At 48.0% G+C, this 24107-nt stretch carries 17 protein-coding genes; 9 read left to right on the top strand and 8 right to left on the bottom strand.

The annotated features are described in order from the left end of the window. Positions 1-95: 95 nt before the first annotated feature. The 3 genes from PHW04_16845 to PHW04_16835 form a co-directional block, all read right to left on the bottom strand. Positions 96-740 carry a metal-dependent hydrolase gene (locus PHW04_16845; protein ID MDD2717558.1) on the bottom strand — a complete coding sequence of 215 codons (645 nt, stop codon included), beginning with the start codon at positions 738-740 and terminating at the stop codon, positions 96-98. A 169-nt stretch (positions 741-909) separates the two neighbouring features. Next, complete coding sequence (locus PHW04_16840; GenBank protein MDD2717557.1) at positions 910-2181, bottom strand: hypothetical protein; 1272 nt, start codon at positions 2179-2181, stop codon at positions 910-912. Between the two features lie 276 nt (positions 2182-2457). Beyond that, the gene (locus PHW04_16835; GenBank protein ID MDD2717556.1) at positions 2458-3177 is read right to left on the bottom strand and encodes an RDD family protein; all 720 of its coding nucleotides are present in this window, start codon (positions 3175-3177) and stop codon (positions 2458-2460) included. A 185-nt stretch (positions 3178-3362) separates the two neighbouring features. Here PHW04_16835 and PHW04_16830 point away from each other — a divergent pair, with 185 nt between their 5' ends. From PHW04_16830 to PHW04_16820, 3 genes are all read left to right on the top strand, one after another. Next, positions 3363-3902, top strand: a complete 540-nt coding sequence (locus tag PHW04_16830; GenBank protein ID MDD2717555.1) for a phosphoribosyltransferase family protein — start codon at positions 3363-3365, stop codon at positions 3900-3902. 64 nt (positions 3903-3966) lie between these two features. Next, positions 3967-4638, top strand: a complete 672-nt coding sequence (locus tag PHW04_16825) for a hypothetical protein (GenBank protein ID MDD2717554.1) — start codon at positions 3967-3969, stop codon at positions 4636-4638. Then, positions 4635-7325 (top strand): tetratricopeptide repeat protein, encoded by a 2691-nt coding sequence (locus PHW04_16820; protein MDD2717553.1) that lies wholly within the window; start codon positions 4635-4637, stop codon positions 7323-7325. The genes PHW04_16825 and PHW04_16820 overlap by 4 nt, the downstream gene beginning before the upstream one ends. A gap of 42 nt (positions 7326-7367) precedes the next feature. Here the strand turns inward: PHW04_16820 and PHW04_16815 are convergent, their stop codons facing one another. Beyond that, the gene (locus PHW04_16815; protein ID MDD2717552.1) at positions 7368-10070 is read right to left on the bottom strand and encodes a winged helix-turn-helix domain-containing protein; all 2703 of its coding nucleotides are present in this window, start codon (positions 10068-10070) and stop codon (positions 7368-7370) included. A 331-nt stretch (positions 10071-10401) separates the two neighbouring features. On the opposite strand from PHW04_16815, the gene PHW04_16810 reads away from it, so the two are divergent. From PHW04_16810 to PHW04_16795, 4 genes are all read left to right on the top strand, one after another. After that, complete coding sequence (locus PHW04_16810; protein MDD2717551.1) at positions 10402-10815, top strand: DUF488 domain-containing protein; 414 nt, start codon at positions 10402-10404, stop codon at positions 10813-10815. Between the two features lie 95 nt (positions 10816-10910). After that, positions 10911-12317 carry a hypothetical protein gene (locus tag PHW04_16805; protein ID MDD2717550.1) on the top strand — a complete coding sequence of 469 codons (1407 nt, stop codon included), beginning with the start codon at positions 10911-10913 and terminating at the stop codon, positions 12315-12317. 61 nt (positions 12318-12378) lie between these two features. Next, on the top strand, positions 12379-14100 hold the full coding sequence (locus PHW04_16800) for a transglutaminase-like domain-containing protein (protein MDD2717549.1): 1722 nt from the start codon (positions 12379-12381) through the stop codon (positions 14098-14100). A gap of 130 nt (positions 14101-14230) precedes the next feature. Next, complete coding sequence (locus tag PHW04_16795; protein ID MDD2717548.1) at positions 14231-15145, top strand: hypothetical protein; 915 nt, start codon at positions 14231-14233, stop codon at positions 15143-15145. 138 nt (positions 15146-15283) lie between these two features. Here PHW04_16795 and PHW04_16790 read toward each other — a convergent pair whose 3' ends face one another. Both PHW04_16790 and PHW04_16785 read right to left on the bottom strand, forming a co-directional pair. After that, the gene (locus PHW04_16790) at positions 15284-16903 is read right to left on the bottom strand and encodes an ABC transporter substrate-binding protein (GenBank protein ID MDD2717547.1); all 1620 of its coding nucleotides are present in this window, start codon (positions 16901-16903) and stop codon (positions 15284-15286) included. An 89-nt stretch (positions 16904-16992) separates the two neighbouring features. After that, positions 16993-18615 (bottom strand): ABC transporter substrate-binding protein, encoded by a 1623-nt coding sequence (locus PHW04_16785; protein MDD2717546.1) that lies wholly within the window; start codon positions 18613-18615, stop codon positions 16993-16995. 204 nt (positions 18616-18819) lie between these two features. On the opposite strand from PHW04_16785, the gene PHW04_16780 reads away from it, so the two are divergent. Both PHW04_16780 and PHW04_16775 read left to right on the top strand, forming a co-directional pair. After that, entirely contained in the window at positions 18820-20037 is a 1218-nt protein-coding gene (locus PHW04_16780; protein MDD2717545.1) for a hypothetical protein, read from the top strand. A 213-nt stretch (positions 20038-20250) separates the two neighbouring features. Further along, positions 20251-21234 carry a hypothetical protein gene (locus PHW04_16775; GenBank protein ID MDD2717544.1) on the top strand — a complete coding sequence of 328 codons (984 nt, stop codon included), beginning with the start codon at positions 20251-20253 and terminating at the stop codon, positions 21232-21234. Here the strand turns inward: PHW04_16775 and PHW04_16770 are convergent. Further along, a complete protein-coding gene (locus PHW04_16770; GenBank protein ID MDD2717543.1) occupies positions 21231-21758 on the bottom strand; it encodes an FxLYD domain-containing protein in 528 nt (175 codons plus the stop codon). The two genes, PHW04_16775 and PHW04_16770, sit on opposite strands and share 4 nt — an antisense overlap. A gap of 81 nt (positions 21759-21839) precedes the next feature. Then, the coding region (locus tag PHW04_16765) for an ankyrin repeat domain-containing protein (protein MDD2717542.1) at positions 21840-24107 on the bottom strand (2268 nt) is incomplete at its 5' end.

Here is a 24107-nt window from a genome sequence, read left to right as displayed (position 1 = left end):
ATCGATTATTTCCCTTCATACGAGATTATCGCTTCCCACTTTTCGCGCGGCTTTTTTTATGAAAGCAATCTGCGGACGGTGCACGCGTCTTCATCTCACAGCTCAAATGACTCGCCCGGTGAAAGTGCAATCACTTCGGCGTTTTTCACGTATTTTCTGAAATCTTCCACTTTACCGGTGAGAAGCGGGAATGTGCCGTAATGAATCGGAATCACTCTGGGAGTTTTCAATAGTTCCACAGCCTTGGCAGCTGATTTCGGCCCCATTGTATAACGATCTCCGATCGGCAGAAAGGCCAGATCGATTTTAAAGAATCCGGCATAGAGCCCCATGTCGGAAAAGAGCGCTGTATCACCGGCGTGGTAAATCGTTTTCCCGTCCATTTCAATGATCATTCCTGTAGCTGCTCCTGAATGCACTGCCATTACCATGTTGACACGCACTCCTCCGAAATCAAGGGTCCCGCCGACATTCATCCCTTCGGTTCTGGCACCCTGTTCCAGACATGAAACTGCAATCTCATGCAGAGCCACAATGCAGGAGCCGTTAGCTTTGGCGATCTCTACAGCATCGCCGAGATGATCATGATGTTCGTGTGTGATGAATATGTAATCGATCTGACGCAGATCCCCGGGTTTGATGACTGCTCTGGGGTTTCCGGTTAAAAACGGGTCAAACAGGATTTTTTTTGTGCCTTCGACCAGAACGCACGAATGGCCATGCCAGGTTATTTTCATAATTTCAAGCTCCCTGTAAGAATCTGAAGCCTAAATTTTACCATTCATCAGCAAAAATTCCAACCTGAAGCCGGTATTTTGCATTCTAAACGCTGAAGTTAAAGTACAGTCACGTGTATGAAAAAAGGAGCGGATCGCCCGCTCCTTTTGATTCCTGATGAAATGAATCTTTTTACTCGTGCGCCTGAAAATCCTTGATCAGTCTCTCGACTGCTGCGCTGAAATTGCCGATTTCCTTCTCTGCCAGGTACATTCCTGTATCTGCCTTGAAGAAGTTCCCGTCCTTGTAGCTGGGTGTGGCGATCTGCACTGACTTCATGCAGTCAGCGAAATAGCCGTAGGCGGCAGTGATCGACTTTTCCAGGCCTGAATAGTCGATTTCCTTGAAGCTGAATTTCTGATTCCTGATCAGGTCATCGAGCCGTGTGAAGAAAGCCTGGGAAGCTGCAATGTTCTTCTGCAGTGTTTCGAATTCGCTCTTGGCGAGCGCCGGATTTTCCTGGGATGCGCCGATGCAGCCTGAATAGACCTTGACCAGGCTGAACTTGTGGGCGCACTGCTTCAGCGATTCCTGCAGATTTTTTGTTTCAGTGAGCAGCAGGCCTGCTGCCTCGTCGTATTTCCCGCGCAGCGTGGTCTGTCCGGCCGCCTTGTTCATGGGCACTCCCCATTTATTCCAGGTGTAATAGCAGGAGAAACAGATCCACATGTCGCCGCCATGGCTGATTTCAGTGCTCTGGCACTTAGGGCAGCTGAAAAAGTCCGGTTCCATCACTGGCCTGGCCGATTTGGCCTGTGCGCTGTGTGTGGAAAGGATCGGAGGGTCCCAGTCTTTCCAGAAATTACCGCAGGTCAGGCAGGAATACATATTCCCAACTTTGACGATGTCATTGCTGAAGCATTTCGGGCACCAGTCAAGACCCGGATCCACCTGCCCCTTGGCAGGCCTGTTTGCGCTGACTATCGGCGGCCAGTCTTTCCACATGTGGAAGCATTCGTCGCATGTAAACCAGGTGCCGGCTGAATGGAAATGCGTGCTGCCGCAATTCGGGCAGGAATTATAATCAGGATCAGTCACTGGTCTGTCTGAGGATTTAACAACCGCTTTCCCTGCAGGCCAGACTTTCCACATATGCTGGCAGCCGTTGCAGATGAAATTGACGCCTGCTGAGCTGATGTCTGTGCACCCGCAGTTAGGGCAGGCATTGTAGTCCGGGTCATTGGTCCTGGATCCGGATTTTCCGGTCGGCCAGACGCTCCAGACATGGAAGCAGTCGTTGCAGGTCCATTTAAGGCCGATCGGGCTGATGTTGTAACTGCCGCAGGACGGGCATTGCTCAAAACAGGGGGCTGTGTTTGCTTTGCTGACTTCAGCGGCTGTGACTGCACCTGCAATCATGAATAAAATTGTGAAAAAAACGATGCTGAGACGGAACGCTTTCATCCTGAGTCCTCCTTTAGAGGCTGTTAAAAATCCGAGCGCAGCGGGGATTTTGACTACAGCCACTTAACCCCGAAGCTTGCGCAGGGGTCATTTTTTGAAGCTTTTCTATATCTTCCAGGTTCACCCCTGAATCTGGAACTGAAAAGCTTCTTTTCAAACCTGTATTAGGCCAATTGTATCCTTGTTTCAATTCCAGTCAAGAATCTATCAGGCGGCATTTGGCGGCAAAATGAAAGACAGCATCGCCATTACTCCATAAAGAGTTTGATTTCGTTATTACGAATTAATTAAAAAAACAGGATTTGATGCGTATTTGATCCGGATCACCCGGCTGTTCGACCATCCGTCTCCGATCCTGTGACCTTTGCTGAGCTGAAATGCGACAACAATCGGCATAAATGGGATCAGCAGTGGCAGATTCCTTTTAAAGGAAGCTGTTATCCCGGCCGGTTCTCCGGTAACCTCGTCGATCACCCGTACGCCGCAAAGAAATTTACCTGGAGAAAATCCGGAAAAACAGTCTTTGCAGATGAAAATGAGAGGCAGCATCACACAATCAAATAAAGTTGCGGCAATCTTCAGGTCAGTATCCGAAAGGCCGAACAACCCCAGAATCACAGCAATCGAAAACGCGATCGGGAATACAAAGATGCGCCAGAGCACAGCATCGATTATAAATGCCAGTTGCCTGCGGTTGGCGAAAGAGTAATAGCATTTTCTGCAGACCTGATGTCCGTAAAGAATTTCAGGTTTGTTCATGCGTCCGGTGTCTCCGCAAAGAGGACAGGCGCAGGAATCGTAAATAACTTCTGGAGAGCGAGATGGGGTTGGTGATGGGGATGCAGGCTGAACAGGATGTGCATTGGGGATTACAGCCGGTTCTGGAACAGTGAATTCTGTCCCGCAGGAAGCGCATTGTACAATCTGGCCCAGGAGATCTTCTGGAATATCGAGGATCTGATTACATTGCGGACATCTGAATTCCTGATTACTCATTTAACCGCCCTTTTCAGTCGTGCATGCATTTTTGATTTATCAGAGCAAGCCTTCATACAAGTTATCATTATTTGTCCTGGCGGACAAATAATATAAGCAAATCCAGCAGCTAAACATTAGTTGTCTACTGTATAATTTGGAGGTAACTTTCCAAACTGTTACAATATGACGATTCTGGAGCAAACATGATACTTACCCTGCAGAAGATTCCGGCTGATCAATGCCTGTATAAACTTTACTCCAAAGTCCAGGCCATGCCTGAACCTGACCCTGGCTTTCTCCTTTATAAAGCCAAATTCCAGGCAGATAAAGCTGCGGCCTCTGCCCTGTCCGGATTGATCGCAGGGCTGTTGCACAAAAACCGGATGCCCTTTGACCTGATTGTGCCAGTTCCGCCGGGTAAAGCGGACAGGCCTATGCAGCCTGTCACAGAAATCGTCCGTGAACTGTCCGAAAGACTTGCAGTGCCTGCCTCCTTCTGCCTGAGCAAAAAAACCGGCTGCCGGCTGCGCAGGGATGTGGAATCAGATCACGAATGGGAGAAGCTGCAGGATGGCTCATTCACCCTGTCGGATTCAACTGACATTTCAGGACGCAACATCTTACTCGTCGACGATGTAATCGGCAGCGGCATCACTGTCCGGAAATGTGCTGAACTGCTTATTAAAAACGGAGCTGCATCTGTCGAGGCCGTCTGCGTGATCGACAAAAGAGCCGCTGACTGAGGGCTTGCCCGCTGGCTCAGGATTTATTATCATATAGCAGTGCACAACATTCACTGGAGGCACGATGAAGATTAGAATATTGTTCCTGCTTCTCCTGGCAGCAGCGGTTTCCATGGCATCCAACGACCGCGCCGCCGAACGTCTGCTGCTGAATGGGATGACTTTGATCGATTCCCAGAAAATGTTAGAGATCAAATTCCAGGACGACTTTTTCCATCCTCTGCTGAAACTGGTAGTGCTGCCTCCTGTGAACCTCACAGACGAAGAACTGAGTGAATTCAAAACACGCTTGAGCCAGATCCATCTCAAGGACAAAAAAGGTCATGAAACTGTCACTGAAAATCGGATCAAGGCCGTACTTTCATCTTTTTCCCGCAGATACACTCTTTACATTGATGAGGACCGGGACGGAGAACCTGAATTCGAGATCGAGCCTGGAATTTTACGCGCCAACAACAAGAAAATCGGTCTGACTGTCGACTCCCTGATCAATGTTGAACGGACTTTGTATGGCCCTAACACTAAACTGATGCCCGACTTCCGCAGGGTTCTGCTCGAACTGCACGAACTTCTGGATAATAAAACCATCATGGCTGACCGGCCTTTCAAATTCAACCGCATTGTGATCAGGTATCTGGAAGACGGCAATCTGATCATAGTGTTGAAGGATGAATTTTTCAGAACAGGCAAGGACCTGATCATTGAAACCAATTTCGATTGGGGACTGGATCAATGATCCCTTCCATTCCTGCAGGATTCTGCGGCCGTCAGGTTGAACTGCAGCAACTGCTCAATGCTTTTCCCCTGCGTAAGCTGCTGACGATCGCCGGCATCGGCGGAATCGGAAAAACCGCCCTGGCTCTCGCATTTGCTCACAAACTGGAAGAACGTCCTGAATGCACTGGCAGAGTAGTGTGGATTTCATGCAGAAACGGCTGGGGCAACAAGGATTTTCAGGCTGAAATTGTCCACGGTGTAGTGGAATTGACAGGCAATAAAAAATACTCGTCTTCTTTCGCCAGGTCTCCCCTGCTGCTGGTTTCAATGCTGGAGGAAAACTCCATCATCCTGTTCATCGACAATTTTCATCTGGTGGAATCCGAAGAAACAAGGGACCTGCTCAGGACAGCTAAAGACTATCTCAAATCCTCTAAAATTATCCTGATCACCCGCAAGAGACCCTCGCTCTCCCCGCTGGAAGCTGTGGAGCTTTATGAATTAAGACTTGCAGGGCTGTCACGCGAGGATTCCGCGAAAATGGCTTCCGGCCTCCTCAGAACCGCCAAATTCGAATCGCTTCCCAGTGACACGAAAATCAGGATTCTGGAAAAAGTGAATGGCCATCCATTCTCTCTCAAACTGTTTCTGGGACTCCTGACTGTCGGGGAACACACCCCGGAATCCCTGCTTTCTTCATCTGAATTTGAGCAGGAAAAAGACAGAAACCTGCTGGATCAGCTCTGGATTTCGCTGTCAATGGATGAGCAGGAGTTCCTTAAATCCATCTGCTTCATAAGGATACCGGTCAGAATGGAACGCCTGCCAGGCTTTTCAGATAAAACCAGATCACTCGTCAAAAGACTCCTGGATAATTTTTTAGTCGAATCCGACGCAGAGGGGAGGATTTTCCTGCACAATCTGCTCAGGGAATATACCCAGCGCAAGATCGATCAGAAAGATATGATCCTGATCCACAAAAAAATCGCGGTATCTTTCAGCATGGATCAGGCAGAAATTCAGGAATTGCGCGAAGCCTACTTCCATTTTCTGGAAGCCGGGGATTCCAGGAAAGCTGTGGATGCCCTGATCCTGTTGAGCCGCCAGCTTCAAGTTCTTGGTGAAGACACGGGAAATTTTTATCATCTGCTCTGCGAAGCGCTGAATTTCTCTGACTGTTACCGTCATCAGGAACTGGTCAGCTCCAGGATTGAATTCCTGATCTTTCACAGAGCCTTTAGTGAGGCTGATGAGCTGCTCTCGGAAATCAAGGGTCAGAAGGATTTCAACTATCTCTCAGGGCTGAAGTATTATTATTCAGGCCATCATCAGCAGTCGATCGAATCCCTGGAAATTGCCTTGAAAGACGATCTTTCTACAGAGCAGCGGCTGTATACTTTTTCCACAATTGCGAGCGCATACAACAGGCTCGGAAAAATCCCGAAAGCCGAACAATATTTCCAGCTTGCCCTGAAAGAAGGGGGAAAGGGAATCTTCCCGGTATTGCATGCCAGTGCCATGTCGACATATGCCGTGTTTCTGGCGCACAGGGGTCAGGTACAGGAAGCTCTTGAATATTACCAGAAAGCCGAAACTATCGAACGAGGCTGCCACGCTCTCGTCAATCTCTCCACTACCCTCTACAACAAAGCCCTCCTTCTCTACCATCTCAATGAAATCGATCAATCCGCAGCCTGTCTTTCAGAATCCAGGAATCTGTGCCTGAAGATCAACGATCAGATGGGACTTATCTATATTTATTATCTGTATGGAGAGCTCTATCATTTTCGGGAAGATTTTGAGAACTCGCTCAAATTTTTTCAACTCGGCCTGGAGCTGGCTCTTAAAAAGGGACTTCTGCATGAACAGGGTTTCCTCCGCCGCGAACTCGGCAATCTGCATTCCAGGATGGGTCAGTTCAAGGAAGCTGAGTTTCACTATCAGTCAGGGTTGAAAATCTACCAGACTGTCGACAGTTCAGTGGAACGCACACGCACCCAGCAGGGTTATGGACAGTATCTCCTGCTGTCAGGCAGATCAGGTGAAGCCAGAGAGTTTTTCGAGAAAGCAGTGGAATTCGGAAAAATCAGCGACAACCCGCAGATCCTGGCCAGATCTTATTACTTTTTATATCTCCAGTCCAGACTTGCCTCAGGAAGCGGCGCAGATGACTTTTACCGCCAGTATCTGATCCAGATGGAGAAGCTCCCGGTCACGGCCCAGGATAAACTTCAAAAAGAATTCAAGTGGTATGAAGAAAAACTGATCACCTCTAGCCCGGAAGGGGATTTCACACTGCTGGTCAGAGGCAGGGAAATTCAAACCGCCACAGCCTCCGAAATCCGTGAACTGGAATCAAAGAGCGGAGAATACGAGATTTTCGTGGATTTTTCAGGCCGCAGATTCAGCATTCAGGGCTCGGAAGTGCCGGTCTTCAAGAAAAAAGTGCTGGTGCCCCTGCTGCTGGAATTTCTAAGGCAGCCCGGACGTGTGATCAAATCGCAGGAAATATTCGAAACAGTCTGGGGCAGAAAATACAATCCCGAATCAGATGGAGGCGCGCTGCGCAAGACCATCTCCCGCCTGCGGGAAATGCTTGGAGACAACAAGCGCGAACGTTTCATCTGCTCTGCTTCTGAAAAGGGCTGCTACTTCTTCAACCCGCAAGTCAACTACTGCATTATCATTCCACAAGCACGTAATTAATTGAATCTCACAAATTCAGCATTCAACATTTAACATTTCCAACTACTTCCCGCTAAGAGGCACAACCGGGAAAATTGCACAATAATCCACTTGCCTGTTGAAAAAATACGACCCTTTTTCACTGGCTGAACAGATGAAATGCCCGCCTTTAACGTCGCCCAGGATCTGCCTTAACCTGAAAATCGACCTGCGCAGAGGGCTGCCGTCCACTTCAGGATCGAATTCACAGCCCCAGACAGCCGCAAAAATTTCGTCCGAACTGAACACATGTCCGGGGTTTGAAACCATCTGCTGCAGCAGTTTTGCGAGCACTTTCTTGGAAAAAAGCGGAACTTCCCTGCCTCTGATGGAAATATATGACTTCTCAAAATCCATGAATATCTCATATTCGTTTCTGCGTGATCTAGCCAGTTCGATTTCCGAAGCTCCGGCAATGATCCCGTCATTTCCAGGCAGAAACAGCCTGATCCTGTCCGCGCCTTTTCCGCTTTGCCTGCTTTCAAATTCAGACAGCTCCTTTTTCAGCATTTTCTGGGTGGAAAGCGGTAGTTTATCAAGCATTTCCAGATGGTCTGCATAGCACTGTTCAGCCCGTCCGTCACCAGAAGAGCGGTACAGCAGATACAGGAAAAAGTAATTCGAGGCAGACAGGATGGAGTTCCTGGCCTTTTTCGAAACTTCGCAAACCGAAGTCAGCATGTCCTCCGATTCACTTACATATCCTGTCAGGAGCTGCAGCTTGCCATAGTGCATCCTGACAAAAGCCAGGGTGACCGGTGTATCGAGTTTCTCGAAAATCTTGAGGGCTTTCTTCAACTGGTTCCTTGCTTTTCCGAACTGCCCAAGCTGCATCTGAATATTGCCTGCTTCCCTGCTGGCATATCCCTGTTCAACTTCAAGATCAAGTGCCTCAGCCTGTTCGAATGCTGATGAAAGATGTTCGAGAGCCGGCTCCGGCTGTCCTCTCCGATTCTCTATGCAGGCGAGATTGATCATCGAATTCACCAGATTGCGCCTGTCATCGATCCGCATCAGCAGGTCCCTGGCTTCATTTAGACATGCCAGAGACCTCTCAAGGTCGTTCAGCATCAGGAAAAACCAGGATTCAGTAAGAAGAGTGCCAGCCAGGGGGCCTGTGGCACCGCAGGTACGCTGTATTTCTTCGGCCAGTCCGAAGCATTCCCGTGCTTTTTCGCATCTCCCCTGCGGATACAGGCAGCTCGCATAGTTAGCCAGGATTCTGGCTTTGATGAGCGGATGATCCATAATGGCCGGACTGGACAAGGCCTGCAGGAAATATTTTTCCGCTGTCTCCGCATCTCCCAGCCAGTCATAGGAACTGGCGATAATGGCGATTGCATTTAAATACTGCTCGGATTCGAGACCCATGGAAACCGCATCTCTGAACTGCCTGATCGCCAGCGCACCCTGATCGCGATAATAATTCATCAATCCGGAAAGATAGGCGTATTCGGCTCTGCTGTGGATAGAGTCAAGCAGAGATTCGGCTTCACGGTAAGCGCCCCTGATGATCAAAAATTCGATCCTGCAACGGATAAGTTCCTGATTCCTGTACTCTCCGCACTCCGAAATAACCTGCGACAGAAGATTATCGAATCTTACCGCTCCTTCATTGAGGAGCTGGAATTTTTTACCAAGCAGGATAATCTGATCTACAGCCGTTGTCAGCATGCCTGCTTCCAGAAAATGATAGTAGGCTTCCAGCTGTTCATCGATCCCTGCATTTTCCAGGCAAAGATCCACTGCAATCTGTCTGTGGATCATTAAAACTGCCTCTACGTCGGATTTTTCCTTGATGTGCTCCCTGAAAATATCGTGGAGGAAATATCGTCCGGATAGATCTGTGTCAACAAGATATCTGTTCAGAAGCTTTTTCAATGCAGACCGATGCTCTTCGTTCCTGCAGCCAGGGAACTGCTTTACTGGAGCTCTCATGAACGAAAGGGATGTAAGTATTTCTTTTTCAACTGCTGACAGATTTTTCCAGATCTGGTCTAACAGCTCAAATTCGCATTCAGTTGATTCAAGAAGTGTTTCCAGTGCATTACTGTCGTTTCTGGAAACGCTCAGGCTCATTTTGATGAAAAAAGGATGGCCTTTCACTTTTTCGAACAATTTATCCCTGGAAACGCTTTTCAGATCGCTGGAATCCCTCAGCAGGTGAGAAGCCATTTCCCATGTCTCATTGAAGTCCAGCCCGCCAAGCCGCAGCTCAAACACTTCAATCAGTTTCAAGGCCGGAATTTCAGGTCTGTTTCTGGAAATGAGCACCAGCCTGGCCTGCTGGAAATAATCTATAGCTTCAGTAATGAATTCCTGAACTTCAGAGTTCTCAATCAGCTGAAAATCGTCGATGAACAGAATAATCCCGTTTTCCTCAAGCATTTCTGCGAGTTGATTCGGCAGCCTGGAAACACTGGCAAGGTATTTTTTTCTGCCTGTCAGCCTGACTGCCTGTTCAATTATTTCAGAAGAAAAATCTGAAAAGTTCCATCCTGCAAGACATTTGATAAAGATCAGGCGGCCGCTTGTCTTTTGATCTACCTGAAGATTCTGATAAAGCTTTACAGCCAGAGCAGTTTTTCCGATCCCGCCGATCCCTGCGATTAAAATCACCCGCCGCTCTGAGAAAGCTTCCTGAAGCTGGTTTTGTTCAGCAATTCTACCGCAGAAAAATCTGGAATCATCTGCTGGATTTTCAAGCTCATCAGCATGTCTGTTCATACTCATAGGATATTACAATTCCGCGGATTTTGCATCAATCGCAACAAACCCACTGTGCAAAAAAAAGGGGGTTGGATAACCCCTGTGCAAAAATCCTGAGGGTGGGAGTGCAAAAGCTTGTGCGCTTGTCGAAGTTCTGCTTTTCCTAATGGCGGGAGCGGATATGTTTGGCCGGCCCCGCCGGATCTTTGGCGCTCACCTCTCAGGTGAACGCATCCACTTATCTTGTCCTATTTCCAATTATGGGCAGATCGTCGAGAGATTCAACTGATACCCCGCGGCATTCTGTTCCAAATTAGACTTGCTCGATAATTCTTGTTACCATTTCTCCATGAAATTCTACTCTATCGGATATGGCGGCAGGTCTCCGGATGAACTGCTCGCCACACTTACTGAAAATGGAGTGAAATCAGTGGCTGACGTGCGGATCGCACCATACGCCGCGATCAGGGATTTCTCGTATTCTTCGAACCCTGAAAAGGGAATTTCAGCTCTGCTCAAAAGCCGCGGGATCGATTACATCCATCTGGAAGAAATGGGTAACCTGCTCAGGCACGATCCTGACTGGCAGCGGAAGTACAGCCTGCTCTGGGATCGCTGCGGCGACCTGCTGACAGGAAGGCTCTTTTCACTGCAGCCGCCTTTCTGCCTGCTCTGCGCTGAGCGTAAAATCAAAGAGTGCCACAGACTGATTATCGCTGATTACCTTGTAAAACTCGGACACGAGGCTGTTCACATCTCCTGACCCTTCCAACTGAAGCAGATTGCAGCAGATTGTAACTGGATAATTTTCCGTTTCCGGAGATGATTATTTTAAGAATCATCAAATAAGGAGTTTGTATGAAACGCATAACAGTAATCATCTCTCTGCTTTTCTTCCTGATGTTCAGCCTGGAAGCTTTTTACAGGTTTCCAGCTGTAGCAAAATCCAGGGAAAACAATGGAAAAACTTATGCCATTGCAGTGAACAAGGTATTCTTTAATCCCTCAGATCCGGCTAACGACAAATGGCAAAACGTCCTGCAGAAGCTGATTGAAAAACACAGTGCTGAAGTCTTTATTTATGAAGGCAAACCTGACACCTGCACGGAACTGAAAGAAAACCTGAAGAATCTTCACCCTTATTATGTATGTTTTCTCAGCAAACCCAATGATTGCGAACGTGATTTTGCCGAATCTGTGATCCGCTGCATGGCAGGCCTGGAAAATGCCCCATACGACGGAGCTGTCTGGGCTATCTTCACTGCTTACAATGCCGACGATGCCCTGAAAATGGTTGATGCACAGCCACTTGAACTGAAGGAAACTCTTTCCCACGCAGGCTCAGGCTGGCTGGACTTTTTCGATTGCGGCACCTCCTTTTCGGAGGGCGTGCAGTATGACAAATGGGTCAAGGAGTCCGGCAAACAGACCGCGAAAGTGAAAGGTCCTGCCGATACGACGGATGAATGGGTGAAATGCGTCAATTCCAACCAGGTGGATCTGCTGTCCACCAGCGGACACGCTTCTGAAAAAAACTGGATGATGGGATATTCCTATTCAAGCGGCACAGTGGCTGTGAAAGGCAACGGGATGCTGCAGGGGACTGCCAGTGACGGTAAAATCTATGATATATCCACAGACAACCCCAAAGTGTATTACTCGCCTGGCAACTGCCTGATCGCACATATTACCGCCAGTCAGGAATGCATGGTTTTATCCTGGATGCATAATGGATGCTACCAGTTCTTCGGCCATCTGGAAACTCAGAACAGGACCTGCACAGCCTGGGGCATTGCGGTATATTTCTTCTACCTGCAGGATACTTATACTTATGCAGAAGCAGTCCATGCAAACCGGATCGCATCACGTTATCTCAACCAGAAATATCAGACTGGCTCAGAGCAGTCCGGATACAATCGATGCCTGGGAATCACAATGCTCTATGGAGACCCTGCCTGGGAAGTGAAGATGAAGAGAACAATGGATCCGCTGTATGTTCCATCGTATACCGTAACAGAACTTGGCGAAGGTAAAATGCAGATCACTGCCACTGTCCTGTTTAATAAACCGTTCAAGCAGAATCTGACTTCATGCAAGCCGCCTGTGATTCTTCTTCCCTGGTCGATCTCCGGTTCTACTGTGGAACAGTCGAATGCCAAGGAAACTATAGTAGGGAGCAATTTCATCATGCTGGATCTGGACAGCATGGAAATTCAGGCTGGACAAAAAGTTACTGCGACTGTCAGCTGCAGTTCGGCAGAATAGAGGTTTCAATCGAACCTTAGCGGGAGTAAAATAAACAAATTCGTTCTTTAAGGAGTGCACCATGAGAACAACCTTGATCCTGTTAATGATTGCTGCAGCCGCTTTATCTGCCGCCTCTCCCGCAACTGCTTATAAAACAATGATCCCTGCCGGAAAGAGCGCCATAGTTCATATCTCCAATGGATCGGTTTCCGATACTCAGCTACCTGAAGAGCCGCTTGACGCTACCACACTGGAGGCCGTGAAACGGGCTCCAGCGTGGCTTTACTGGGAACTTATCAGAAATTTATCGCTGCTGCAGCCTGACTTGAGGATCAAGTGTGCTGAACTGATTCTGAATGCTCAAGATCCTTATATTGATGAAATCGCGTTCTGCGTTGCGCATCTTGCTCCGGAAGACTTGTCCCGGATGGACCTTTCACTGATTCAGAAAAACGCAATGCTGATCTATGAAACTGCCGGACAGCTGAAATACGTAAAAATCATCGATCACGGGATAGCCGGAATTGACAGAGATTATTATTCGACAACAAGTTACCGCGTGGGTAACGGCAAGAAAATCTGTGTGAATGAACTGCCTCGCGACATCTATTACTGGTACATAGTGCACCCGAAAATCACCAGGGAGCTGCCTGATTACATCGATCCAGCCACTGGAGAACACGGAGAGCCGGGTGCTGGTGTTTTCTGGCGCGATTATCTTTATAACCACAATGATCCAGGCAGACTGCTACTGAAAAACATTCTCTCCACCTGCGAAGTGCTCTGGTGCGGGAAAAAAAATGACCCTGACAACGGCGCGATCGGCGCTATCAGCCAATGGCTCAAAGAAAACATCAAATTTTGCACACCTCCGAAGCGCCAGTTCCAGCCTGTGCGGGTTTATAATTTTCACGAGGGCCGCTGCAGCGAATGCGGCTACCTGAACACAGCGGCAGCCAGGACTGCCCTGATTCCATGCCTCCTTTCCACAGCCTATGCCGACAATCATAAATGGAATGAATTCTATGACAGACGCTGGATTCAGTGGGAACCGATCGGAATGATGATGGATGCGCCTGGGACATATGATAAATGGAAGGATTTTCCGGTCACAGGCGTTTTCAACTGGCGCGGAGACGGGTATGTCTGGAATTCGACAGATCACTATAGCGCTGCCTGCAAACTCAGAGTCAGGCTGACTGATCTTTCAGGTAATCCTATCGACGGAGCGCAGGTGATCGTGGACAATCCCGGCGGATACCCGAAGGAGCGCTGCCTGTGGAGCTACACGGACAATAAAGGAGAATGCAGTCTCAATCTTGGAGATGAACTGCAGACCTTTGAAGCCAGAATCAGGAGCGGGATCGGGCTGATCGACGGAAAATTCAAGATCAACCGGAGCATCACAGCTGAAGTTTACACCTGGTCGCCTGTTTATTATGGACAGATCCGGAAGCCTGCTGCGGTTCCTTTTGAATTGAAATGTCCTGACGGGATGCAGCTTGATTTTTCCGTGACTGTTGAATCCGAGTTGCTCCAGGGCCAAAATCCGGATGATAACAGCACTTTCTGCCTGACACAGGCTGGAAAAATCGATCTTTATCTGTGCGATGCGGAGAATTATGCCAGATATCTGTCAGGAATGCAGTTTTCTGCCGCTCTGGTCCTTAAAAACGTTTCCTCTCTGCATAGTTCAGTCAAAATTCCCGCTGAAGGAAACTGGTATCTGATCTTTTCCAATGAAGGCAAAGTGAACGCTGCAGAATGCATCAAGGCAAAGGTGGAATGCAGCTTCTTGTAACTTGAATCAGATCTGTTGTTCTCCCATAATTGCCTTAACCCAGAAGCAAATCTTTTTGAAAGGAGATGAATCGGAAAACAAAGGCCGCTTCTGATGATAAGCATAAAAGTTAAGGAGGATTGCAGAAGTGTTGAAAAAGTTTTTAGGAATGTCACTGGTACTTGCTCTGATCCTGGTAACAGCCGATTCGGCGATGGCAGACTCACCGTTTGTCTATGGCGGAACAATGAAAGTTGAGGCATTAACGTCTCTTTGCACGCTGTTGCCGCTGAAGCCGATTGAATACACTGCTACTTTCGGTGGAAAAACGGCTCTGGAGACATTGGACAGAATGCTCGCTTTCAAGGAAGAAGCGCTTAAGAGAACCATGAAAATGGCTAATGAAGGATGGCCGGGTATTGATGAAGAGTATCTCTACTTCACTATCACTTATATTGTCAATGGCGGAGATGTCTATTCCGCGAAACTGGCTGCTACAGTATCATTCAAGAAAACTCCGGTCTGCCCGGATGGCGCAGTCTGCCCTCTGCCTTATTTTCCGTATCCTTTTGTGATTGAAGAAAACATAAAGGGTTTATATTTGTCTTCTGCGGATGCTTTTAAAGCAATTCATGGATCAGGCTCTCCTTTGTATACGATAAAAGCAAGAGCCCTGAAGAATGCTGAAACAGTCTGGTCCAAACAGGCTGCAGGTCTGGATATGTCAAGCTGCAAATGCGAACTGGAAATCTTTGTGATCAGTGACAAGAGCACTTCCAAGACAATCCGGCCAACCAAGTTTTATCCGGTAGTGAATGTAAAAGTCTGGATCAAGAACTGCTGGCTTCCTTCTCCGGAAAATACTCCAGGTAATGACGTTTTCGAGTTCAGCGAGGGTCCGGGCGGATCATACAGCCAGTTGGACAAGGCGATCAAGGCCGCGGAAAAATATGAGCCGACAGCAGTGAAAAAGGCTCTGGAATCAGCTTCAGCGCATTTCAACGTATCCCTGGATCTTCTGGAATACAGCACAGAGTGCACAGCAGAGCCCGGCGGTTGGTGGTGATTTCAAGTTAAACCTAATAATCAGGAGGATTATGAAAAAATAGTTTTCATTAATATACTGCCCCATACTTAAAGAAGCAGGGAAACCTGCTTCTTTTTTATCAGATTGATTATATGCTCCCGCTCCGCAGCATTCATTTCATTCGGGCTGCTTGGGGAAGTAACGCTGCAGCTCTGCAGGCACATACCATTTTTCGATGTTATAGAAAATGCCGATCTTGGTCGGTTCTATTCCGTGAAAGCGCTTGTCCACTGCCCAGAACTCTTCCATACTTTCCAGAAAAGTGTAAGGCTGATCAGCATGGATTATCCGATGTATCCTGTGATAGATTTCCTTCCTCTTTGTCATGTCTACTGTAGTCCTGCCTTCCTCAAAAAGCCTGTCCACTTCAGGATTTTTGTATGAAGAAAAATTATTTCCTCTCCGGCCCGGCTCAGGGATATTTTTCGACTCCCAGATCATGGAATAATCATCCGGATCATCCAAGCCCATCCAGAAAGACAATCCTGCTTCAAAATCACACTTCTTCATTTTTTCCCAGCTGACGGTCGGTTCAAAATACTCAACCCTGATTTTCAGGCCGATGTCTTCCCAGCATTTCTTGACCAGGGCAGCGATCAACTTTTCAGTTGCTAAATATGCATAAGAAAGTACTATTTCCTGGCTTTCCCTCCAGCCTGCTTCCGAAAGCAGAGCTCTGGCTCCTGCAGGATCAAAAGGCAGCGGTTTCACTGTTTCATCATAGCCCCAGCAGGCTCTGGAAAAAGGGCCTGCATGGACAGATCCGTAACCGTGATCGATTTCGCGGATGATCTGTTCCCTGTCAATCGCCATGGTCAGCGCTTGTCTGACACGCAGGTCCTGGAATTTAGGCAATGCCAGGTTGTAGGCAATATAGGAAAAGCTGCTGGAAGGGTAATGATAGATGTTGAAGCGATTTCTGAATTCAGCATCCACCTGCTTGGTATACTGATCGCAGTTCAGAGAGGAAACGTCTATCTCTCCTCTCCGCAGAGCAAGAAATTTCATTGAACTGTCTGGTATGATTCTGAGAATATACTGCTTTAAAAAAGGTCGACCGTCAAAATAACCTTCGTTTGCTGTCAGCCTGATCTGTTCGTCCGGAATCCATTCTGAAAAGCGGAAGGGACCTGTGCCGATGAGATAGCTGCCGGGCGATGCGGTTTTCAAATTTTCCCGCTCCAGAACATGTTTGGGAAGTATATAAAATAACCACTGCGAAAGTGCAGGTGCGTAAGGAGTATCGTATCTGATCCTCACAGTCATGTTATCCAGGGCTTCAACTGTTTGAATATGCATGAAAGTGTCTCTGAGATAACACTCTGTGCTCTTATCCATGATTTTCTGATATGTGGACATCACATCTGAAGCCTCGAATTTTACTCCATCATGCCATTTCACGCCTTGTTTCAGGTGAAAAACCAGTGTTTTTCCGGCATCCTTAAACTCCCAGCTCTCGGCAAGATCACCGGTCCACTCGTTGTTGCAGTTCCTCTTGAGCAGGCTGTTGAAGATCAGGCCGATCACCCATGTCGCGTCGGCTTCAGGTGCAGTCAGAGGGTTGAGCGTAGTCGGGTTCAGTGAAAGCGTATCAATGATGCAATCGCCATAGGCAGGCGACTGGTCTGCAAGTTTTTCCACAATCTTGGGCGGGTCTTTTACTGCAGATACTTGAGGTGATTCTCCACAACCTGTCAGAAACAGCATTGATATGATTATCAAGCACATCAGTTTCATGATTATATTATATACTAAATGCTGATGGGACTCCGATCCTGCTCTGCTCAAAATCACCTGCAGGTTAACACTGCCCGGCAGTGCTCTTTTCATTCGGGCTGCTTGGGGAAGTAACGCTGCAGCTCTGCAGGCACATACCATTTTTCGATGTTATAGAAAATGCCTGTCTTAGTCGGAACAATACCATGGAACCGCTTGTCTACCGCCCAGATGGAATCGAGGCTTTCCACAAAAGTGTATGGCTGTTCGTCCTCGATTATTTTGTGGATTTTGTGATAGATTTCTTTCCGTCTGGCCGGGTCTATGGTAATTCTGCCTTCTTCGAAAAGCCGGTCCACTTCAGAATTTTTATATGAGGAAAAATTGTAACCATTCCCACCGGATTCAGGGATATTTTTCGTCTCCCAGATCAGCGAGTAATCGTCCGGATCTTCAAAACCAACCCAGGAAAAATATCCGGCTTCAAACTCCAGTTTCTGCATTTTGTCCCAGAATACAGTCCATTCAAAAGATTCGACTTTGACATTCAATCCAATCTCTTCCCAGCATTTCGCTATCAACGCTGCGATCAGCTTGGTTGTTGCAAAATACGGATAAAAAAAGACTATTTCCCCGGTTTCCTTCCAGCCTGCTTCTCGAAGCAGCGCTTTGGCACCGGCTGGATCGTAAGGCAACGGCTTTACGGTTTCGTCATAAGCCCAGCAGGTCCTGGAAAACGGTCCTGCATGCACTGAACCGAACCCGTGATTTATCTCCCGGATGATCTGTTCCCTGTCGATTGCCATGGTTAAAGCCTGTCTGATACGCCTGTCCTGGAATTTCGGCAAAGCCAGATTATAGGCGATGGAGGAAAAGGCGTTGTCCGGGAAATGAAAGATATTAAAGTGTTTTTTAAAATCCTCAGTATCGCTGTGTTTAGTGTATTGATCGCAGTTCAGGCTTGATGCGTCGATCTCGCCTCTCTGCAGAGACAGGAATTTCATGGATTCGTCTGGTGTGATGCGGATGATGTACTGCCTGAGAAACGGTTTACCGTCGAAATAGTCATCATTGGCATTCAAAATGATCCGCTCATCAGGGATCCACTCTGAAAAGCGGAAGGGACCTGTGCCGATCGGAGACCGGTTCCAGTGCTCGGTTGTCAGATCTTCTTTCTCCAGAATATGCTTGGGAATGATCGTGAACCACCACTGGGACAAAGCAGGTGCATAAGGAGTGTCATATGTGATTCTGATGGTCAGCGGATCGAGCACTTCCACTGTGTCTATGTGCGTGAATATATCGCTGAAATAGCATTCCGAACTTTTATCCAGGATTTTCTGATAGGTGAACAGCACATCCTCAGCATTGAATCCGACTCCGTCATGCCATTTTACCCCAGGTTTCAGATGGAATGTCAGAATTTTTCCTTCGCCTGTCTGTTCCCAGCGCTCAGCAAGATCTCCTGCCCATTCGTCGTTTCCGTCTTTTTTCACCAGGCAGTTGTAGATCAATCCTATCACCCACTGAGCATCTGACTCAGTCGCTGTCAACGGGTTGAGAGTGGCAGGATTCGAGGAAATTGTATCGATTATACAGTCGCCATAGGCTGGAGACATATCAGGAGTATTTTCCGCAACTTCGGATGTAGCGGTGGATTTAGACAAGGGAGGAGCTTCTCCGCATCCTGTCAGAAACATTATGAAGCAGATTATCAGGATCAGTAATCTCATGTTTTTATTATATACCATTAAAAATATGTGTGCAGGATTTTGTAACTGGATTACTGTTTTTAGCCGGATATAATCGCTTTAAGACAAGAAATCGCAATAGAATCCTTCGCAGGAATTAACACGAACTGAAGGGGGGTCAGCGAAGCGAAATATGGGTTCTGAGCGGTTTCTAAAAGTCCACAAGGAAACAAGAGGAGGCAAGTGATGAAAAAGAATCTGATGATGCTGCTGGCTGGAGTGGTTTTCTTTCTGGCAGCGGGAAACGCGTATGCGTCTTACACGAGCGTGGTGAACGTGCATGTCTGGGATAAGGTAAATCCGGCTCACGACACGCACTATACTTATCTGCAGGGTCTGTTCAAGACTTATGCGGACGCTGTAGCTAATTCGCAGAAAAACACTGAAACAGCGGTGACACTCGCCAAGATCGAGGCCGAGAAACTGCTGAAGATTCCCCAGGATGCAATGGATTACAAGGTTAAAAATACTGCTTCTGTGAGAGATTCACAGGAAGCCAATGGGGATCAGAAAATCCAGGCCCCGGCAACTCTTCCGGATAATGACTGGAATCCAGACCTTGGCGGTACATTCACCAGTATCGTAAATGTGAAAACCTGGCTTAAAAGCAATCCTGAAAAATCAACAAATTACGTTTACCTGCAGGGGACTTTCGACAATCAGGAAAAAGCCCTGGAAGCCGCAAAGGCCAATACTGAGATCGCAGTTGAAGAAGCTTTGAATGAAGCTGAGATCCTGATGAATACTGGTATTGAAAATCTGGATCATTCAGTGACCTATGCCACTTCATTGAACGAATTGAAGGGCTTACATCCGGTCGGCACTGTCAAGTACAAGCCGGTAGTGCGCGTGACAGTCTGGATCAAGAACTGCTGGGTTCCAAATTACGTGCCTGACCCGGATCAGACATTCGTGAAGGATGAATGCGCTGATGGAATTTTCACCAATCTCGACGAAGCGATTGCCGCAGCCAAGAACTATCAGCTGACCGCAGTCCATAAAGCATTGGAACTGGCTGCTGAGCATTTCGGCATGAACGCTAATGCCCTGCAGTACAAAGTTGAATTCACAGTCTACACTGTTGGTGGCGTAATCACACCCGAGTCAGAGAAGATTGCAGCTGAAAAATCAGTCAAATTCATTCCAGTCGTGCGTGTGACAGTCTGGATCAAGAACTGCTGGGTTCCCAATTATGTGCCTGATCCTGATCAGACTTTCGTGAAGGATGAATGCGCAGAAGGTATCTTTACCAGTTCCGACGAAGCAATCGCCGCAGCCAGGAAGTATCAGCAGGTTGCAGTGCACAATATCCTTCAGCTGGCTGCCGAGCATTTCGGGATGAACGCGAATGCATTGCAGTATAAAGTCGAATTCACGGTTTACGCTGTAGGTGGAGTGATCTAAGTCTGCACTAATATTGAAACGATATAAATATCCAAGGAGGATTATGAGAGGATAAATCAAAATTTCAGCCCCCCATACTATTGGTCAGAAACATTTAATTTACAAATTGGTAAATTCAAATGTAACAGTCCAAAAGGAAGCAGGGAAACCTGCTTCTTTTTTGTTTTTAGTCAACTTAAATTCAGACATGTTAAAATAGTTCCTGGAGGAGTAATGCTTGAAATAAACAAAATCCGCAAAGCCGAACTTCACTGCCACCTGGACGGCATTCTTGACCCTCAGATGCTCAAAGAACTGATCGCAGAAGGTCATGACATGGGCGTTAATGTCGATAAATTTACTTCAATCTGGCCTGTGAAATCAAGGGCAGAATGGTTCGGCAATTACATGACTCTGACCCAGCAAATCTATCAAAACGAACGGCAGCATCTGATCCTGAAAAAACACATTCAACGGCTGATCAGGCAGAATGTGGCTTATACCGAGATCTTTGTTTCAGGCATTCTTTTCTCATATCCGACAGTCGAGGAAACGATCGGTGAATTCAGGAGGCTGCGCGAGTCCGCGGATCATGCTGCTGGCGGTAAAATCCAGGTGGAATTCCTGGTCTGCGTGGTGCTTTCCCACCCTGAGAAGTTTGAGCGCCAGCTGACCAGAATCATTCCTTTATCCAAATCAGGACTGATCTGCGGGCTGGCCTTATCCAGTGAAGATGCAGGCAATTTAATCGTTTTTGCTCCAGGCGTGGAAAAAGCGCGCCAGGCAGGACTGAAGCTGGAAGCGCATGCAGGTGAAATGCTCGGACCAGACAATGTCTGGAACACAATCCTCACCCTGCAGCCGGATCGCATCGGCCATGCTGTAGGTGCTTTTCAGGACCGGAAGCTTATCGATCACATCATCAGAAACGACATTCATATAGAGATGATGCCGCTTGGAAATACGATCATCGGAAATGTCAGAAGCGTCAAAGATCATCCAGTCAGTATCGCCAGGAACCTGGGAATGAATTACAGCATCAATACTGACGATCCCGGCCCGCAAGGTAATTACCTGAACGACGACTACAGGGCTCTGGCTGAGCTTGGATTTACTGAAACCGATTTCAACAGGATTTTCCAGAATTCAAACAGATCGCGCTTCAGACTGAGAAACTGTCCGAATCATTCCGTTGGATCAGGCAGAGTGGCGAGTTAACGCATCGTGCCGCCGTAAATGTCTGTGATTCTGCCGGCTGCGGGAGTGCCGCAGGCCTCGATTTCAGCCATGAATTTCCAGGTTTTCCCCGGCCCCAGGCTGAGGGCGTTGTCCATGATCAGTCCCACCAGGTTTTGATCCCTGTTGTAGAGGCTGACCTTCACCAGCAGATACCAGTAAGTCCTGTCCGAGCGGTTCTGGACTATGCCCGTGAAGTATGGAATGTTGCCGATTTTCTCGAATCTGGTCGAGGTGATCCTGATCCCAGGGCATGAATCAAAAGTAAGAAAATCTGCTGTTCCAGTTGTTTTCTTGGCATGGTGTACTATCCGGCGATGTTTCACCGTGGTTTTGGGCTTGGCAGTCGGCTTTACCGCCTGCAGGGTGGAGGCCTGCGCTGTTGGAGCGGGTGCTGGGCCTGCCGCTTGCATGACTTCAGCCGGCTTGGCCGCTTGTATTTCGCCAGTGCCTTCTGCGAAAGCCCGGAACGAGAACAGTATCAGCAAAAGGATAAATGGTTTCATCTCGAATCCTCCGATCAAAGCCGTCTGATCTATTCTACCATGCAAGGACTGTATGTGAAAACAGATGCGGGTAATGTGGCACTATGGGATTTCATCGGCCGCCAGGCGCATGCCGGAGCCAATGTCCCTGCCATTCGGGGATCTGCTGTTATACAATCGAGATGCTGATCTGCAGTTTATGGGTGAATTGTAGTGGCTCCCGCCCCGCTGAACCCCTGTCGGGTTATCGCCCTGATTTTGCGAGCTTGCCGCTGAAGCTGCTTTGTAATAATCACCGCCGACACCCCAATCCTGGCACCATTCCGATTCATTGCCGCTCATGTCATACAGACCCCAGGCATTGGGTTTCCTGGTCCCGACATCACGGCATATTTCCCCGCTGTTTTCCTCATACCAGCAGAAGTCGCCATCCATTTTATCGCCCCAGTAATATTCAGTGGTAGTCCCAGCCCTGCAGGCATATTCCCACTCCGTTTCAGTGGGCAGGCGGAAGGCATGGCCGGTTGCTTGATTCAACTTACTGATGAATTCCTGGCTGTCATCCCAGGAAATGTTGTTCACAGGTATTTTAGCACCTTTATAAAAAAATCTGGGGTTGGTTACTGCAACAGCCTCCCACTGCTCTTCGGTCAATTCGTATCTGCCTAGATAAAAGCCTTTGCTTATTTTTACAATATGCTGCGGCTGTTCATAGTAGGCTCCTTTAACACTGCCTTTAACAGACTGGCCGGGCGGGATCCAGACCATTTCCAGTTTCACATTGTTCCCAAGGAGAATGGTTTTGACTGTTCCTGAAGTTGTCGCACTTTCCGCTTTCACTTCAGAGCTGGTCATAGATAAATCATTGCTCTCAGCTTTGGTTTTGCAGCTCATACTCTTGTCTTGGTCATAATATATTTTCGCAAGCACCTGGCTGATCAGTCTATAATTTTCTTCGCTGTTGCATTGTTTTGCATGGTCCAGCGCTGTCAAACCGAGTAAGTCCCTTGCTGTAGGGTCGGCTCCATTATCGAGCAATATCTCAACGATTTCAGAATGCTCCGCTTTTTCAGAGGCGAGCATCAACGGGGTGCGGCCATATTCATCACTGCGGTTCACTGAAACTTTCATTCCTATGTATTTCAAGAGATCGTCTTTTTTGCCGCTACTGCAAGCATATTCCAGGTCATGGCCATATCTTCTGTTGTTGTAGTAAGTCAGCTCCCTGTCGTAGTCTGCCCCAGCCATCTTCAAGATCGAGATAGTTTCCTGCTTTTTGTCGGAATCTCCATAACTGCCGCAGGCTTTCAGCAGGGCTGTTTCACCGTGCTTATCCGGCAGGCTGACAACGGCACCCTTGGAAAGCAGAAATCTGACCATCTCAGGGTTCGCTCTGCCTGCTGCAATCTGAAGCGGAGACCCGCTGCAACCATACTCCTGTTCAGCAGTGTCCAGGTAGTTGAGCTCCGCACCTCTGGAAACCGCGAGTCCGGCATTTTTCAGGTCTCCGGTGATCGCAGAGCTCCATAAAAGCAGGTCTGCACTCAGCCTGTCAGGACAGGGATCAATGCCTTTTGAAGCGATGAGGTCTGCAATATCGCTGCGCTTCATTCTTACAGCTAATACATAGGGAGTAAAGCCCTTTCCGTTTTTGCCGGCAAGGTCTGAACCTGACCTGATGAGCGCTTCTGGAATGGCGCAATCTGTATCTGATCTGCAGGATGAGAGAAACCGCATCAAGGAGTTGTTTCCGTTCTGATCCCTGATGTTGGGATCAGCGCCTGATTCGAGCAGAGTATTGACTGCATCGACTGACTTTGCTTCGCAAGCCACCATAAGTGCAGTACTTCCATTCTTGCTTTGATCATTGATCCGGGCTCCGCGCTGAATCAGTATTTTGATTACATCCGGATAACTCCATTTGGCTGCATACATCAGCATGGTAAATCCGTCCTCATTACCTGGAAATGCGGTCCGCCCTCTCACCGCAGTAACTGAAGAACCCTTACTGAGAAGCAGGTCGGCAATTTCTTTCTTTCCGCCTGCCAGGGCCAGCAGCAGTGGTGTACAGCCATTGCTGTCGGAACTGTCGATGCATGCACCGTCTTCGATCAGCTGCCTGGCGATTCTGTCCCGCCCGCAGGTTATGGCAATTGACAGCGACGAATTTCCCGATCTGTCGCACAGATCAAGACTGCAGCCTTTTGTTCTGACAAGCAGTTCAGCAATCTCATCCAGTCCGATGATCAATGACAGGATCAATGGGGTCCGTCCGCTTACGTCGGCTGCATTCATGTCTGCTCCGGAATCGATCAGGCTGCGGATTTCATTGCTGCATTCCCGGGATGTTTCGGTATTATATAGGTACAG

It is taken from the genome of Candidatus Wallbacteria bacterium (assembly GCA_028687545.1).
Taxonomy (GTDB): Bacteria; Muiribacteriota; JAQTZZ01; order JAQTZZ01; family JAQTZZ01; genus JAQTZZ01.
The sequence above is the reverse complement of the archived record's forward strand: the minus strand, read 5'-3'. Positions and strand labels throughout refer to the sequence as shown.